Annotated in this window: 14 protein-coding genes; 7 read left to right on the forward strand and 7 right to left on the reverse strand. The window is 38.5% G+C overall.

What is annotated here, in order from left to right; all coding sequences use genetic code 11:
• The first annotated feature begins 37 nt into the window (after positions 1-37).
• The 4 genes from L2B55_RS12810 to L2B55_RS12825 all read left to right on the forward strand — a co-directional run bounded on the left by L2B55_RS12810 (position 38) and on the right by L2B55_RS12825 (position 3063).
• A complete protein-coding gene (locus L2B55_RS12810) occupies positions 38-1345 on the forward strand; it encodes an NAD(P)/FAD-dependent oxidoreductase (RefSeq protein ID WP_237846319.1) in 1308 nt (435 codons plus the stop codon).
• 83 nt (positions 1346-1428) lie between these two features.
• A complete protein-coding gene (locus tag L2B55_RS12815; RefSeq protein WP_237846321.1) occupies positions 1429-2280 on the forward strand; it encodes a hydroxymethylglutaryl-CoA lyase in 852 nt (283 codons plus the stop codon).
• A gap of 8 nt (positions 2281-2288) precedes the next feature.
• Positions 2289-2645, forward strand: a complete 357-nt coding sequence (locus L2B55_RS12820) for a hypothetical protein (RefSeq protein WP_237846323.1) — start codon at positions 2289-2291, stop codon at positions 2643-2645.
• 136 nt (positions 2646-2781) lie between these two features.
• Positions 2782-3063 (forward strand): glycine zipper domain-containing protein, encoded by a 282-nt coding sequence (locus L2B55_RS12825; RefSeq protein WP_237846325.1) that lies wholly within the window; start codon positions 2782-2784, stop codon positions 3061-3063.
• A 16-nt stretch (positions 3064-3079) separates the two neighbouring features.
• On the opposite strand, the gene L2B55_RS12830 is transcribed toward L2B55_RS12825, so the two are convergent.
• The gene (locus tag L2B55_RS12830) at positions 3080-4237 is read right to left on the reverse strand and encodes an acyltransferase family protein (protein WP_237846327.1); all 1158 of its coding nucleotides are present in this window, start codon (positions 4235-4237) and stop codon (positions 3080-3082) included.
• A 231-nt stretch (positions 4238-4468) separates the two neighbouring features.
• On the opposite strand from L2B55_RS12830, the gene L2B55_RS12835 reads away from it, so the two are divergent.
• Positions 4469-6985: a cation-translocating P-type ATPase gene (locus L2B55_RS12835; RefSeq protein ID WP_237846329.1), complete on the forward strand. Its 2517-nt coding sequence runs from the start codon at positions 4469-4471 to the stop codon at positions 6983-6985.
• Between the two features lie 73 nt (positions 6986-7058).
• Positions 7059-8114 carry a class I fructose-bisphosphate aldolase gene (locus L2B55_RS12840; RefSeq protein ID WP_237846332.1) on the forward strand — a complete coding sequence of 352 codons (1056 nt, stop codon included), beginning with the start codon at positions 7059-7061 and terminating at the stop codon, positions 8112-8114.
• A gap of 46 nt (positions 8115-8160) precedes the next feature.
• Here L2B55_RS12840 and L2B55_RS12845 read toward each other — a convergent pair whose 3' ends face one another.
• The 5 genes from L2B55_RS12845 to fbaA form a co-directional block, all read right to left on the reverse strand.
• Positions 8161-9090: a YeiH family protein gene (locus tag L2B55_RS12845; protein ID WP_237846334.1), complete on the reverse strand. Its 930-nt coding sequence runs from the start codon at positions 9088-9090 to the stop codon at positions 8161-8163.
• Positions 9091-9168: 78 nt separating this feature from the next.
• A complete protein-coding gene (locus L2B55_RS12850; RefSeq protein WP_237846336.1) occupies positions 9169-10065 on the reverse strand; it encodes a LysR family transcriptional regulator in 897 nt (298 codons plus the stop codon).
• Between the two features lie 116 nt (positions 10066-10181).
• A complete protein-coding gene (locus L2B55_RS12855) occupies positions 10182-11594 on the reverse strand; it encodes an alpha/beta hydrolase family protein (protein ID WP_237846337.1) in 1413 nt (470 codons plus the stop codon).
• A 22-nt stretch (positions 11595-11616) separates the two neighbouring features.
• On the reverse strand, positions 11617-12042 hold the full coding sequence (locus L2B55_RS12860) for a GNAT family N-acetyltransferase (RefSeq protein WP_237846338.1): 426 nt from the start codon (positions 12040-12042) through the stop codon (positions 11617-11619).
• 112 nt (positions 12043-12154) lie between these two features.
• Entirely contained in the window at positions 12155-13246 is a 1092-nt protein-coding gene (fbaA, locus tag L2B55_RS12865; protein ID WP_237846341.1) for a class II fructose-bisphosphate aldolase, read from the reverse strand.
• Between the two features lie 272 nt (positions 13247-13518).
• Here fbaA and accD point away from each other — a divergent pair, with 272 nt between their 5' ends.
• Complete coding sequence (accD, locus tag L2B55_RS12870) at positions 13519-14364, forward strand: acetyl-CoA carboxylase, carboxyltransferase subunit beta (RefSeq protein WP_237846344.1); 846 nt, start codon at positions 13519-13521, stop codon at positions 14362-14364.
• A gap of 269 nt (positions 14365-14633) precedes the next feature.
• Here accD and L2B55_RS12875 read toward each other — a convergent pair whose 3' ends face one another.
• Positions 14634-15968: a transposase gene (locus tag L2B55_RS12875; RefSeq protein WP_237846346.1), complete on the reverse strand. Its 1335-nt coding sequence runs from the start codon at positions 15966-15968 to the stop codon at positions 14634-14636.
• Positions 15969-16161: the final 193 nt, after the last annotated feature.

Raw genomic sequence — 16161 nt, forward strand, 5'->3', positions numbered from 1 at the left:
CAATAGTTTTTATTAATATTGAACAAACACTATAACTATGTCAGTTGATATTCCCCAAACAAACTTTCCCAGAGTAGTCATAATCGGTGGTGGATTTGGCGGCATACAAGTTGCTAAAAAACTAAAAAACAAAGAGGTGCAGGTAATAATGATTGATCGTCATAATTATCATACTTTTCAACCTCTATTATATCAGGTAGCAACCGGAGGTTTAGAGCCCGATTCCATTGCCCATCCTTTAAGGAAGATTTTCAAAAACCAAAAGAACTTTGTATTTCGTGTTGCCGAGGCGCTAAAAGTTGAAGCAGAACAAAATGTATTAGTTACCAATATTGGAAATATCCAATATGATTATTTGGTTATTGCAACTGGTTCAGACTCAAATTATTTTGGCAGCAAAGAATTGGAGTCTCATACTATGCCTATGAAAACCATACCTGAAGCATTGGACATGCGAAGTATGGTATTGCAGAATTTAGAGAGTGCCCTGCTTACTGATAGCCTTAATGAGCAGGAAGCCTATATGAATTTTGTAGTGATCGGCGGCGGACCAACCGGAGTCGAAACAGCCGGAGCACTTGCCGAACTTAAAAACCATGTACTTCCGCATGATTATCCTGAATTGGACATTCGTCGTATGCAAATCAATTTGATTGAGGGCGGAGATCGTTTATTAGGAGCAATGTCGGAACAAGCTTCAGCTAAATCAGAAAAGTTCCTAAAGCAAATGGGAGTTAGCGTACGAACTAAAGAGCGAGTATTGGGATATGATGGAAATGTAATAAAACTTTCGAGTGGTAAAGAACTGAACAGTAAAATAGTTATTTGGTCGGCTGGAGTTAAAGGAGTCACCCTTCCCGGTATTAATAATAACGTAATTGTACCCGGAAATCGCTTTAAAGTAAACACCTTTAATCAGATTGAGGGTTATGATAACATCTTTGCCATTGGCGATGTGGCTGCAATGATTACAGATGATTACCCTAAAGGGCACCCTGGTGTTGCTCCTGCAGCGATACAACAGGGACAATTGTTGGCAAAAAACTTGGTTCAAAAAATAAATGATATCCCGATGGAACCTTTCAACTATTTTGACAAGGGATCAATGGCTACTGTTGGACGCAATCGAGCTGTAGTTGATATGGGATTTGTTCGCTTTCAGGGGACTTTTGCCTGGTTTGTTTGGATGTTTGTACATTTAATGACCTTAGTAGGTTTCAGAAACCGTGTGGTAGTATTTGTTAATTGGGTTTGGAGCTATTTCAGTTATGACCGTGGCACTCGCTTAATTATCCGTCGTTTTGAAAGGGAAGCAGATAAAAAATTAGATCCAGTCGAAGTTTAAACGTTCAATGTTTGCTAGGCCAGTGGTCAACACGGTACGATCCGTACCATGGAGACATGGTCTATTGACAACAATAAAAATCTATGAAGCTAAAACTCATCGAATGTCCTCGTGATGCAATGCAAGGAATTTCTGAATTTATTCCTACAGCTTTGAAAGCCGAATACATCAATAAACTATTAAAAGTAGGTTTTGACACTATTGATTTTGGCAGTTTTGTTTCACCAAAGGCTATTCCGCAAATGCAGGATACAAAGGAGGTATTGAAACTTCTCGACCTTACTTCTACCCCATCTAAGCTTTTGGCAATAACGGCCAATTTAAGAGGCGCAGAAGACGCCGTGCAGTTTGAGGAGATACATTACCTCGGTTTTCCATTCTCTGTCTCAGAAACGTTCCAAAGAAGAAATACGAACAGCACTATTGCAGAGTCGTTCGATACACTTGCACAAATACAGTCTCTTTGTATGAAAAATGGAAAAGAGTTGGTAGTTTACCTTTCAATGGGGTTTGGAAATCCTTATGGAGATGAATGGAATTCAGACATTGTTTCATATTGGGCTGATCGTTTAAACAGTATAGGAATTAAAACAATGGCCTTGTCTGATACCATTGGTGTTTCTACCCCTGATACCATTTCTTATTTGTTCAGTAGTTTACGTAACAATCATCCTGAACTTGAATTTGGTGTGCACTTGCACTCAACCCCCAATACTCAGCTTGAAAAAATTGAAGCCGCATGGCAATCCGGTTGCTACCGATTTGACTCGGCATTGAAAGGTTACGGAGGCTGTCCAATGGCAAAAGATGAGCTTACAGGAAATATTGCCACAGAAAGCATAATTTCCTTCTTTCAGAAAAAAAACATTGATTTAGGGCTAGATTTAAACACATGGCAAGACGCCATGGAGTTTGCGAGCCGAATTTTTCATTAAATTAAAGTATGAAAAATCTTGCCCCCCAAATCTTTAGGAAACGAATGCTAATAGAAGGGTTCTTTAGCATTACTGTTGAAGAAAATACACTAGCCGACTTCTTTCATTTCATTACGGCAAGTCTCCACCTTAGTACATACGGAGATCCAATTATTCATTCAACGGGCGGGCTCGGAAAAATAGAAAACCAGGGATACGATGCCTTTGTCCCATTGATCGATTCTGGCATCTATATTGCAATTTGGTCAGGACATAAGTTTCTTTCACTGATAATTTACACCTGTGCTGATTTTGATGAGCAGGTTGCATTAGCCCAAACAAAGGATTTTTTCAAAATGCCAGAATGCGACTACTCTCTATTTTAGTACAAGAATAAGCTATTCAATACCATACACATTATAAAGTAAACTTAAGCCTGAACTAGGTTTAAATCATTCATAATTAGTAAATTATGATGGTATAATTTATAAAATTGATTTGTTTAACTATATAATTGACACTATGCCTCAAAGTCGCACTCGAAATAAACACCACGGTTACCACCCACACCGAAATCATCAACAGCAAACAAGCTTATCCGCAAATCCTAAAAAAGACAAGCGCAGCCACAATAATACTGCGTTGTTTTTTACCGCTTTTATTGGGCTTATGGGAGCCTCAATAGGATTTTTGGTATACGATTCTAATTGGATGAGTATTATAATTGGAGCACTTGTAGGAGGAGCTGCCGGTTATGTTATTGGTAATTATATTGAAAAAGTAGCGCATGCTCAAAGAAGCTGAATAGTTTCTTCATAAATTACTTTACTTTACCTTTAAGCTTAAGAAACTTGTCTTCAAACCAAAACTTGGAGGCATACGATATTGCCAATACTCCTGCGGTTATCAAACCATAAAAAATCAAGGTAGAGATGAAAGGTGCTAGACTATGCAATGTATTCTTAAATAGTAAAATAACTCCAAAAATCACCAGCATCTGGTACATATAAATACCGTACGAAATATCGCCTAAAGAGTTTAACCATTTGATATCCAATTTTATCCAAGATTTTGGGTTCAATGAAATATTTAGAATCAACCACAAAAACAACAGATATAGAATAAGATTTGAAAGAACTGGAGTGTTGAACAATAGGTCAGATAATTGTCCTAAAAGCCCACCGGCCTTTACCAATTCCCAATGAAATGCTAATCGCCATGTTATTAATACAAAACCTAACAATTGGATAGAAGGTGTAAAAATTTTCCAGTTAGCAAAAGGTTTATCACCATAAAACACATAATATGCACCTATTCCACCAATTGCCATAGCCTCAAACTTTAAGGTATCAATTATCTGATAAATATTGTCCAGAGCAGAGCCGGGCACAATATCAACAAATTTAAACCCAACAATCAATACAGTTTTAATAAAAATAATTAACCAGAACAGTCTTAACATATGATGTCTGAAAAACTTCATTAATGGCGCCCAAATAATGTAAAACCACTCCTCCACCCCTATTGACCACAATGGCTCCAACAAACTACTTCCGAATAGTATATTAACCGAAAATGGCAGAAACAACAGGTACATCCACCATGTTTGAGCTATCGTGTATGGCATATCATAATTAAACCCAATGATATTTAGGGCTAACGGAACAAGTAACAAACCAATTATTACCAACAAAAAATAAAGTGGCCAAATACGCACCACTCGCCGCCAATAAAAACCCCTGACGCTAATGTCACCATGTTCCTTATCTTCTTTCAGCAATAAATAGCTGATTAAGAATCCGCTTAAAACGAAGAAAAAAGAAACAGCCGTACTCCCGTTTTTAAAAAGTGAAAGCTCTTCTAAATTAAACAAGCCATTTTTCTTACGAATGGTTTCTGTATGATGCATCAACACCAAATAGGCTGCAAAAAAACGAAGTGCGCTTAAACCGGGAAAATACTTTATGGATTTGTGCATGAAAAGGAGTTCTTTACTGAGTACTTAAAAATTGGATTCCTTTTCATTAATATGACTACACGGTAAGCCAGTTACTTCATAAGCAAACAATTGACTCTTAATCAAAAGACTACACATCAGAAGGATATTTTTTTTCATTATATTAACACTACGAGGCCGCAAATTTAACGCAATTGAACTGTTAGTACTAACAGTAGTAAAAATTTAAACGAGGTAACAATCAACAGAGTCATGGATCGGATTCAAGCACTGCCTATTACCCAACAAGGATTAAATAATGAAGAAGTTTTAGCCTCAAGAGCAAAATATGGTAGAAACATTGTTGACCATAAAAAAGAAACATCCGGATTAATACATGCATTAAAGAAAGCTGCCAGTGAACCCATGTTTCTATTTCTGGTCGCCTCCTCATTTATTTATTTCATTTTGAATCAAAAGCAGGAGGGCTTTTTTTTACTTATTGCTATAGTTTTAGTGGCAGCCATTTCAATCCATCAGGACTATAAAAGTAGTAACGCGTTAGCAGCATTAAGAAAACTCACCTCATCAAAAGCAACCGTATTACGAAATGGCAAAAAACATGAAGTTGAAATAGAGGAATTAGTTATTAGTGATTTATTGATAATTGATGAGGGTAATAGTATTGCAGCCGATGGCACCATAATTCACTCTAACGACTTTTCTGTTAACGAGTCCATAATTACCGGAGAATCATTTCCCGTTCAAAAGAATGCAGAGGAAGGAAACAATGAAGTCTACAAAGGTACTACCGTTTCCTCTGGGCTTGCTATTGTGCGGATTACAGCAATTGGAAGTCAAACACAGTTGGATAAAATTGGCCAATCCATAGAAGATATTAAACCCGAAATCACTCCCCTGCAAGCTCAAATAACCACTTTTGTAAAAAAAATGGCTATTGTAGGCATAATTGTGTTTTTACTCATTTGTATTGTCAATTATTTTGAAGGTTTAAGTTTACTGCAGAGTTTATTAAAAGGCCTCACACTTGCCATGTCTATTTTACCTGAAGAAATCCCTGTTGCTTTTACCACATTTATGGCCCTTGGCGCCTGGCGATTAATGAATTTGGGGATTGTGGTTAAGCAAACCCAAACCATTGAAACGCTGGGTTCATCAACTGTAATTTGTACAGATAAAACGGGTACTATTACTGAAAATCGCATGGAACTAGCACGGGTGTACTGTCCCAAAACAAAACAAGTGCTGTTACCGGAACAATTCCATCAAACTGAAGCCTTAACTATAATTACAACAGCAATGTGGGCAAGCGAACCCATTCCATTTGACCCAATGGAAAAGTCGTTGCATTCTGCTTACCAAAAATTAACATCAAGAGATTTGCGAAAGGATTTCAAAATGTATCATGAATATCCTCTTTCAGGTACACCACCGATGATGACACATATTTTTGAAAACTCCTTACAAGAACGCATTGTTGCAACCAAAGGTGCTGTTGAAGGAGTTTTACCATCATGCGAACTTTCGGAAACTGCAATCAAAGAAATACTTCGAATTTCAAGAGGACTTTCAGCGCAAGGTTATCGAGTTTTGGCTGTAGCTGAAACCATTTTTATAGGTGACGATTTCCCTGAAATCCAACAATCATTTCAATTTAAATTTATTGGATTGGTAGCTTTCTTTGACCCTCCTAAAGCCAATATCATGCAAACATTTGACAGTTTTTACAAGGCTGGTATCAACGTAAAAATTATCACGGGAGATAATTCGGAAACAACCGGCGCAATTGCTCGATTAGTGAATTTCAAAGGCATAGAAAACTCCATAAACGGCAAGGAGCTCATGCAATTAACCGACGTGGAATTATCTGAACGCATTAAAACCACCAATCTGTTTAGCAGAATGTTTCCGGAGGCAAAACTACGCATCATTAACGCGCTCAAAGCAAACAATGAAATTGTAGCCATGACTGGTGATGGGGTAAATGACGGACCGGCCTTAAAAGCGGCTCACATTGGAATTGCTATGGGTCAAAGGGGAACTGAAATTGCAAAAAAAGCATCTGCGTTAATTTTATCAGACGATGATTTAGGAAAAATGGTTGATGCTGTCGCTATGGGTCGAAAAATATACAGCAATCTAAAAAAAGCAATTCAGTATATAATTTCCATTCATATTCCCATTATCTTAACGGTTGCACTGCCCTTATTCCTGGGTTGGAAATTCCCGAATATCTTTAGTCCCATACATGTGATTTTTATGGAATTGGTAATGGGGCCTACCTGTTCTATTATCTATGAAAACGAACCGATCGAAAAGAACCTGATGTTGCAACCTCCTCGAAAAATGACAGATACGTTTCTTACTCTTCACGAATTAAGCATCAGTATTTTTCAGGGTTTGGTAATTACTACTGGCTGTTTTTATATTTATCACTTCGCTCTTCAAAACAATTACACTGAAAACCTGACACGTACACTTGTTTTCAGTACATTAATCACTTCCAATATATTTTTAACTCTAGCCAACCGCTCGTTTTACTACTCATTTCTTTATACATTTCGTTATAAGAACAGGTTTTTTCCATTAATTATCGCAATAACGTTAATTGCACTTTACCTGTTAATCACACAACCTTTTTTACTCCAACTATTCTACTTTGAGCAACCAACTATAGATCAGTTTAGCCATTGTGCAATTATCGGGGCTCTATCAATAGTACCTTTTGAGTTATTTAAACTAGCTAAACGTATTAAGTTAATACGCTAGAATTAAAAACTTAATCCCACTCTGGTTTTAAGCAAGAATTTTATTTATCTTAAAATACCAATCAATTTTCAGTATGTCTCTCCAAAACATCTCTCAAGTGTTAGGCGATAAAGCCGAATCACTATTAACGTATAAAGCCAAGGTAAGCAAAGAGGGTTTACACCTACCGGGGGCTGATTTTGTTGATCGAATGTTTGCTGGAAGTAATCGCACTAACCAAGTTTTAGGAAGCCTGCAAGCCCTCTATGGACATGGAAGGCTTGGAAATTCAGGTTATTTATCCATATTACCTGTTGACCAAGGCATAGAACATACGGCAGGAGCTTCTTTTGCCCCAAATCCTATTTATTTCGACCCGGAAAACATTGTGAAACTGGCCATTGAAAGTGGTTGTAATGCTGTAGCCTCTACATTTGGTGTTTTAGCAGCTGTCTCGAGAAAATATGCCCACAAAATTCCGTTTTTAGTAAAAATAAATCACAACGAGCTACTTACCTACCCTAATAAGTTTGATCAAATATTATTTGGAAGTGTTGAAGATGCCTGGAACATGGGGGCTGTGGCCGTTGGTGCCACTATTTATTTTGGCTCCGAGGAATCATCTCGACAAATTATTGAAATAGCAGCAGCCTTTGAACGTGCACATGAGCTGGGCATGGCAACTGTCCTTTGGTGCTATGCACGTAACAATGCTTTTAAAAAAGATGGCATTGACTATCATGTTGCAGCAGATATTACTTCACAAGCCAATCATTTAGGCGTAACTATTCAGGCTGATATCATTAAACAAAAGTTACCTGAAAACAACGGAGGTTTTACTGCCATAAACTTTTCTAAAAGTAATCCCAAAATGTATTCTGATTTAAGTTCAGACCACCCGATAGATTTATGTCGCTATCAGGTGTTAAATTGCTATGCTGGCCGTATTGGGCTTATAAATTCGGGCGGGGAATCAAAAGGTGCTAGCGATATGACAGAGGCCGTAACTACTGCTGTAATTAATAAACGAGCAGCTGGACAGGGACTCATAATGGGACGAAAAGCATTTCAACGTCCCATGAAAGAAGGCATTGAGCTTCTAAATGCAGTGCAGGATATTTACTTGAATAAGGAGATTACAATTGCATAAAAACTTTCAGGCAAAGCCTCAAAGACACCGGCGACTTTACATCCTATTACCAATTGATGCAGTAAATTAATGCTATAGCCGAAATAAATACCCATGTAAACAGTCCCTGCAATAAAGGCTTAATACCTACTTGTTTTAGTGCTGACTTTGACAATCCTGTGCCCACCAAAAATAAAGAAAGAGAAAAACCTGATTTGGCAAGACCGGTAATTCCTGTAGAAAGTTGATGAATTTGTGGAACATACGTACTGATAATCATTGCCATTACATAACCAAAAATAAAGTAAGGCACGGAGATCTTTTTAACATCACCTCTAAACCTGAATGCAAAAATCAGCGATACTGGAATGATCCACAATGCCCGGCAAAGTTTTACCGTTGTGGCTATCTGCAAGGCTTCAGAGCCATAGTTGGCCGCCGCTCCAACCACCGAACTGGTATCATGAATGGCAATGGCTGCCCATAAACCAAACTGCCTCTGCGAAAGCCCGAAATAATGCCCAATTGCAGGAAAAACAAATAAAGCCACGCAATTAAGCAGAAAAACGACTCCCAATGCGACTGAAATTTGTTTGGGATTGGCTTCAATAACCGGAGAAATAGCAGCAATAGCACTTCCACCGCAAATAGCTGTTCCACTTGAAATCATTAATGAGGTTTTCTTTTCTGTACGGAACAGTCGCCCCAGTGCCAAACCTAAAATGATGGTGAGTAAAATTGACAATACTGTTAACTCAAGACCCTCCTCTCCAATTTTTAAAGCCTCCTGAAAATTTACTCCAAACCCCATCCCTATTATCGAATATTTCAACAATTGATGCATTAAACCGGAAGTATGATTTACAAAAGGATTTCCAAAGATGTTAACTACCACAACACCCAATAATAATGCTACAGCAGAATCAATACCTGGCAAAAAACTGAATAAGGCCAAAAAGATAAAAGCTATTTTATGAAGAGAAGTCCCTGTCGACATAACTGATGATTGATTTTACAACCTTACAAAACTACCTCTGCAAGATCTGTCAATCAAATCACTAATTACTATAAACCATTACCTGAAGTTATAGAAGTCTAACAAAAACCGATAAAAACGCTCAATAATTTTAGTTGACTTCCCCAATGGAAGCACAACATCAAAACTTCTGATTATGGCTAAATCTTTTACAGGTATAACCTGAAACATACCGTTTTCTAAATCACGTTTCACTATGAGTTTAGAAAGGAAAGCTAAACAGGATGAATGTTCAAGAAATGATTTTATACTTTCGGGACTTCCCAATTGCATTACAATCTTCAAGTCTGAAAATTTAACGCCTTTTTCCTGTAAAGCCGCTTCTATAACTTCGGAGGTTCCCGAACCGGGCTCTCGCATCACTAAATCAAAGTTTCTTAATTCTGCAAGGGAAATCTCTTTAGCAAAAGCTTTTTTGTTGTTTTGATGAGCCACTAACACCAACTCGTCGGCCATAAAGGTTTTGTATTGCAAGTCATTTCGATGGCTTTTCCCTTCTACCAAACCCATATCTATCTCACCCCTCAATAGCATTTCTTCAATGGCTTGCGTATTGTTTGTCAACAATTGAATTTTTACTTCAGGAAAGCGCTCATGATATACTGCTAAAGCCGCAGGCAAAACATATTGCGCCACTGTAGTACTCGCCCCCAGACGGATTTGCCCGCTCACTTTTTCCTTCAACAGCCCCAACTCATATTCCAACTCACGATTTAACTCAATCACCTTTTCAATGTAAGAAAAAAGCACTTTTCCTGTTTGGGTTAAAAATATTTTGGAACCACTGCGTTCAAACAGGCGGACATCCATTGTCGATTCAAGCTCCTTAATATGTTTGGTTATAGCCGGCTGCGAAATATATAGTTCTCGAGCAGCACGGGTAAAACCGGCTTGCTTTGCAACGGTATAAAACACTTTTAATCTAAAATCAAGCATGAGGTATAGATTTGAGCATTGCAAGTTGGAATATGAGATGAAAAAACAAAAGAATTCAAATAACAATCATTTCAACACAAAACCACCCTACTAATTATTGACTTATCATACTAAGCTTAATGCTCATTAATATGTTGTTTCAACCAATCACCAATAAGTTGAAGGGCTTTAGGAGAAAACGTTTCAGCACTGGATTGGTATTCATCAACAGTTCCCTTATTTGCTGTCTGAAATAAATGATTCAAACCTTCCATAGCAGCAAATGTGCAACGTTTGTTTCCTGCTCTATCAAGAGCAGATTTCAAGGCGGAGAGATTTGATTGATAAGGAACCTGCAAATCTTTAGTGCCATTTAAAGCCAAAACGGGGCATTTTATTTTAATGAGATAAGGGGTAGGATCAAATTTCAGGAAATTAACAAACCATGGTGCCATCCATATATTTATTCTACTGGCTATAAAAGCATCTTTATTCAGATTCCCTAATGATTCCAACTGACTAAGTTTCGTAAAGTAGTTGTCAAACTCTTTTTTCAACTCATATTCTTGATTCTTGTCTGCTTCCTTGATGATAGAAGCACATCTTTCAATTGTTTCCAGTTCCAGATCAATTCTGTTTTGAGGTGCATTATTGGCTCTCATTAACAATGCTGATTGCTCAAGTAAAACCTGTTCTCCCTTAGTTCCTGGAGCAGCCAAAAGTACCAAATAAGCAACATCTTTATTAGTAGAGGCAATCAACGGAGCAATATAACCTCCTTCACTATGTCCAACCAAGCCAATTTGTTTTACATTTACATCTGATCGTTTTTTCAAGTACTCAATAGCACTCCTTACATCATCTGCAAAGTTATATAATGAAGAGTTGGCGAATGAACCGGTAGATTGACCAAATCCCCGATCGTCAAAACGTAAAACAGCAAACCCCTGGTTGGTCAAATAATCTGCAATAACTAAAAATAGTTTATGACCAGAAATAGTTTCATCTCGGTCTTGAGGTCCTGAGCCTGAAATCAATACAACTGTGGGGTATTTACCTTCAGCTTTAGGCCGGGTAAATGTTCCGGAAAGCCTTATATTATCAATTGTGTTATCAAAACCTATATCTTCCGTATAATAAGCAAATGGTGGCTTAGGCTCTTGAAAATGCTTCACATCAACACGTGGTGCAAGCTCTTTTCTGCTTAAATTCATCTCTTTGGTTAATAGGTTTTGAGAGAATTTTCCTTGAATTGTTTGTTGAGAGGGATTAAAAGAACCATGGTAACTGAAATTTATCCTATTAATTTTCAACCTAATAGAATCTCCTAAAACAGTTACCTCGTCAACTGGAATGCCGAAAGCTTTTTGATCAGGGCTATCCATAGTGGCTTTTAAGCCGTTTTCAGTTTTAGTTATATGAAAGCTGATCCGTAAGAATACACCTACATCGACACCTCCAAACCAGTCTCCTGAAATATCAACTTGTTGAGCATAAGAAAATGAGATCAAGTGAATGAACCCAAGAATAAACGAAAGTTTTTTTTTCATAAGATGTTGATTAGCTAACCTATCATCGTTTTAACTGCATTTGAAAATGTTCAATTCCCGCCTCAACAAATATATTTCCAACTTTATGAAAACCTAGTCGTTCATAAAACTCTACCGCTTTGAGCTGAGAGTTTAAGTAAATTTCTTTGTCGCTTACAGGAATATCATTTAGAACATTTTTCACCAACTCAACTCCTATTCCTTTGCCTCTAAATTCTTTAAGCACAGCGAAACGCTCCAATTTAAATCCTTTTTCAGTTTCTCGCCAGCGTGCGGCTCCAACAGGCTTTCCATCCATCTCGGCCAGATAATGAGCAGCTCCCTCATCATCATGCTCATCATACTCCAAATCAGCAGGAACACCCTGCTCTTCTACAAAAACCTTTCTCCTGATTTTAAAAACCTCTTCTAAATCGGTTCGTGCATGGACATGTTTAACAGTTATCATGGATTAAAAATAGAAAATTTGAACATTATATCCCTCGGCTAAACCCTAAAAGCAACAAAAGCTTTCCGATGCCGGAAAGCTTTTGTTTTTTATTTAGTTTCAACAATATAGCTTAAACTCTACTGTGTACATCTTTTGCATTCAAATCTTCAAATGCCTGAATTAAGCGCTTAACAAATGTTTCTTCGCCTTTACGCAACCAAACACGTGGATCATAGTATTTCTTGTTAGGAGCATCTTCACCTGTAGGGTTACCAATTTGACCTTGCAAATAGTCTTTTTTATCGTTATAGAAACCTAAAACACCTTCCCAATATGCCCATTGTAAGTCTGTATCAATGTTCATTTTGATAGCTCCGTAAGAGATTGCCTCACGAATTTCTTCTTGAGAAGAACCTGAACCACCATGAAATACGAAGTTAACCGGTTTCTCAGCTGATAAATTATGTTGTTTCTTGATATACTCTTGTGAGTTTTTGAGAATAATCGGAGATAATTTAACATTACCTGGCTTATACACACCGTGAACATTACCAAAAGCAGCTGCAATAGTAAAGCGGTGGCTGATTTTACTTAACTCGGTATAAGCGTAATCAACTTCTTCAGGTTGAGTATATAATTTTGAGCTATCCACATCAGAGTTGTCAACACCATCTTCTTCACCACCTGTAACTCCAAGTTCAATCTCTAAAGTCATACCCATTTTGCTCATACGCTCAAGGTAAGTTTTGCAGATTTCAATATTCTCATGCAATGGCTCTTCTGACAAGTCAATCATGTGCGACGAGAATAAAGGTTTGCCATGCTGAGCATAAAACTTTTCGCCTGCTTCTAGCATACCATCAATCCAAGTCAATAATTTTTTAGCAGCATGGTCTGTATGAAGAATAACAGAAACTCCATACATTTCAGCCAGTAAGTGTACGTGTTGTGCAGCAGAAACAGCACCGGCAATACAGGCCTGCAGATTATCATTATTTAATGATTTACCAGCATAAAACTGAGCACCACCATTTGAAAGCTGAATAATAACCGGAGAGTTAACCGCTTTAGCAGCTTCCATTACCGCATTAATAGTATTGGTTCCAATAGTATTCACAGCTGGTAATGCAAATTGATGTTGCTTTGCTAATTCGAATAATTCCTGCACTGCATCTCCGTGCAAAACGCCCTTTGAAATAGCTGTTTGAGTCTGATCTGACATACGAGATTAGTTTTAATAGAAGATTTTTTAAATTGAGTGGCTAAATATAGTTATTAAAACCGTTTTTCAATCGATTTTTTACGAATTTGACAATTACTAACCATTGGTAGTGAGAACCTAAGATTAAATTAAGAACTATATGCCGACGAGTTACAGATTTTTACTATTTTGCAGCCCTTTTTATTGTAGCTATACACCGGATTAGTTTCCATTGTTTAACTTTATATAAAAAACTGATTAACAACTAAAACAAACACATTACATAACAAATCATGAGTTGGTTTAAACGTGCAAAAGAAGGTATCACAACCAAAACCGAAGAAAAAAAGGAAACCCCGGATGGTCTTTGGAATAAATGTCCTTCTTGCAAAAAAGTTTTGCATAATTCAGAGCAGGTAGAAAACAAGTATGTTTGCCACCATTGCGGCTACCACATCCGTATAGGCTCTAAAGAATATTTTGAGATTTTATTTGATGATAACCAGTTTACTGAGTTATTCTCCAACCTTACTTCCGGTGACCCGTTACACTTTGTAGACAGTAAGAAATACACTGATCGAATTATTGAAACCATGGCCAAAACTGGCCTAAAAGACGCGATTCGTGCCGGTGTTGGTAAAATTGAAGGACAAGACTTGGTTATTGCTTGTATGGACTTTGATTTTATCGGCGGTTCAATGGGTTCAGTTGTGGGAGAAAAAATAGCCCGCTCTATCGATTACTCATTAAAGAACAAAATTCCATTCCTGATGATTTCTAAATCAGGTGGGGCCCGTATGATGGAGGCTGCTTTCTCGTTAATGCAAATGGCCAAAACATCAGCTAAACTGGCATTATTAGCTGAAGCTAAAATCCCTTATATTTCGTTATTAACGGATCCTACTACAGGTGGCGTTACAGCCTCATATGCAATGCTGGGTGACATTAATATCTCGGAACCTGGAGCGATGATTGGCTTTGCCGGACCGCGTGTAATTAAAGAAACCATTAAAAAGGATCTTCCTAAAGGTTTTCAGAGTGCTGAATTTGTATTGGAACACGGCTTTTTAGACTTCATTGTTGACCGTCGCCAAATGAAATCCAAAATTGCTTCGTTTTTAAAAATTGTTCAGAAATAAAGTAAATACTTAAAAAAATTAACGGATGGAGGGGTTACTGCTTCATCCGTTTTTTTTAGGGACTCTTGGGAAATTCCGAAGAAAGCGGCAATCCAAATAAAATTTGGGTTGCCGCTTTCTTTCTTTGTGGCAGTTTGAGTAGGCCAGCACGACCAACTTGTGGATAACTGGGCAGGATTTGTGGAAAAGGGTCGAAATTTTGAAAAAAACGATGCAACAGGGCACACTTTGCCCTTGCGGGATTGCTTGGGCAGCTGTGGCAGGAGGTTTTAGGCGGCTAAATCGGGAGCTTGGGCCTTCTCCCGCTTAGTGACCATGCGCACGGCGTTGGCGGTCATCACCCCAAAGAACATCCAAAGGGTTTCATTAGCCTGGTTACGTGCCTTGATGCGCCGCAGATCGTAGTGATTCTTTTCCGTTCCAAAGCTACCCTCCAGCCGGGTGGAACGTTCTTTATTCAACAGGGCTCTCAGGGTTTTCTTTTCCGGCGTATCGCCTCTGCCTTTTTGCACAAAGCCGGTAGCAATCTTCCGCTCGCTCAGGTATTTTCGATTGGCATTGGTGGCATAAATCCGGTCGCCTGCAAATTGATGACAGGTACCGAACAGGCGCCCATGTAGGGCTAGCGAAGCTTCTACTCGCTTACATTCATTATAAGCCGCATAGCTGTAATGTTCAATGATATTGATCCCATCCACCTGCAGCATGTGCACTTTGGCCCCAAATTCACAGGGTTTGTTTTCCTTGCCCCGTACAATGGAACGCACAAAAGGCTTGTACAGGGACAATACCCTGTCGGGTAGTTTCTTACCGGGATTTTCCAACAAGAACCGCTGCTCCTTTAACACTTGCTCCACCAAGTCAAAGCGTTCCCGGAGCCGCCCGGCCAGTTGCAGCCTGTCGCCCATTAAGCGAAAAACATCCTTAATCAGGCCATTCAAGCGGGTGAGTAACTTGATTAACTGCTGGCAGCGACGACGTGACTTGCGCTGGCTTTTCTTACGGAGTAAATTGAAAGTCGATTGTTTGAGTTGTTGTTCATTAAAAGCGTTTTTAGCCCGCTTTAGCTTACAGGATTTCAACAAATCTTCGTATAACTCATGACTGAACAGGCAGCAATCCCACAGCAGTTTCACGCTGGTAGGGTATTTCATGTCGCTTTCATACACGGTGGCATCGCAGAACAAAACCTGCGTTTCCTTCAGCTGCGGCTTCCAATAACGAATCAGTTCTTCCTGAAACAGCTGCAGATCCAGGTGTTTGGCCACATAACTGCGGATTCTGGAGACCAGGGTGACATCCTTGATTTGTTCATTATCGGCCAGGCGCATGCCGCAAAACAACTGCATTTGCCAATTCCCGTTCAGGTGTTCAATCAACTGCTCATCACTCAGACCAGTATAGGACTTCAAAAACAACAAGGCCAACATGCCCTCTGGAGCCAGCCAGGCTTTAGCGCCACGTGCACTGCCCTTAGCCGGTAAGAGGGCTGCCAAGCGGTCCAGTGGAAGTACCTGGCGGAGTTTGCCCAAGCTGGTCGTCTGAAAAATAATTTCGCGGGGACTTTGCAGTTCGTTGACAGGAAATAAGTAGTTTTGCAGCATATTATTTTGTTGTTTCGCAAAACCAAAATAATGAAAAACCCCGATTTGGCCTCATTTGAGACTTTTTCGGGGTTATTTTTTTGAATTCAACACAATTAATAGCTGTGTTTCAGGGAATTGTAATTTTCAAAGACTCCCTTTTTATTACAAATAAAAAAGTGAATTATCTATAATGATAATCCACTTTTTAAAA

Origin of the sequence: Solitalea lacus (assembly GCF_022014595.1) — a bacterium.
Lineage (GTDB): Bacteria > Bacteroidota > Bacteroidia > Sphingobacteriales > Sphingobacteriaceae > Solitalea > Solitalea lacus.

What these genes read in the sequence shown, in the direction of transcription:
- L2B55_RS12810 (WP_237846319.1), top strand. Translation starts at nt 38, where the DNA reads ATGTCAGTTGATATTCCCCAAACAAACTTTCCCAGAGTAGTCATAATC.
- L2B55_RS12815 (WP_237846321.1), top strand. Translation starts at nt 1,429, where the DNA reads ATGAAGCTAAAACTCATCGAATGTCCTCGTGATGCAATGCAAGGAATT.
- L2B55_RS12820 (WP_237846323.1), top strand. Translation starts at nt 2,289, where the DNA reads ATGAAAAATCTTGCCCCCCAAATCTTTAGGAAACGAATGCTAATAGAA.
- L2B55_RS12825 (WP_237846325.1), top strand. Translation starts at nt 2,782, where the DNA reads ATGCCTCAAAGTCGCACTCGAAATAAACACCACGGTTACCACCCACAC.
- L2B55_RS12830 (WP_237846327.1), bottom strand. Translation starts at nt 4,237, where the DNA reads ATGCACAAATCCATAAAGTATTTTCCCGGTTTAAGCGCACTTCGTTTT.
- L2B55_RS12835 (WP_237846329.1), top strand. Translation starts at nt 4,469, where the DNA reads ATGGATCGGATTCAAGCACTGCCTATTACCCAACAAGGATTAAATAAT.
- L2B55_RS12840 (WP_237846332.1), top strand. Translation starts at nt 7,059, where the DNA reads ATGTCTCTCCAAAACATCTCTCAAGTGTTAGGCGATAAAGCCGAATCA.
- L2B55_RS12845 (WP_237846334.1), bottom strand. Translation starts at nt 9,090, where the DNA reads ATGTCGACAGGGACTTCTCTTCATAAAATAGCTTTTATCTTTTTGGCC.
- L2B55_RS12850 (WP_237846336.1), bottom strand. Translation starts at nt 10,065, where the DNA reads ATGCTTGATTTTAGATTAAAAGTGTTTTATACCGTTGCAAAGCAAGCC.
- L2B55_RS12855 (WP_237846337.1), bottom strand. Translation starts at nt 11,594, where the DNA reads ATGAAAAAAAAACTTTCGTTTATTCTTGGGTTCATTCACTTGATCTCA.
- L2B55_RS12860 (WP_237846338.1), bottom strand. Translation starts at nt 12,042, where the DNA reads ATGATAACTGTTAAACATGTCCATGCACGAACCGATTTAGAAGAGGTT.
- fbaA (WP_237846341.1), bottom strand. Translation starts at nt 13,246, where the DNA reads ATGTCAGATCAGACTCAAACAGCTATTTCAAAGGGCGTTTTGCACGGA.
- accD (WP_237846344.1), top strand. Translation starts at nt 13,519, where the DNA reads ATGAGTTGGTTTAAACGTGCAAAAGAAGGTATCACAACCAAAACCGAA.
- L2B55_RS12875 (WP_237846346.1), bottom strand. Translation starts at nt 15,968, where the DNA reads ATGCTGCAAAACTACTTATTTCCTGTCAACGAACTGCAAAGTCCCCGC.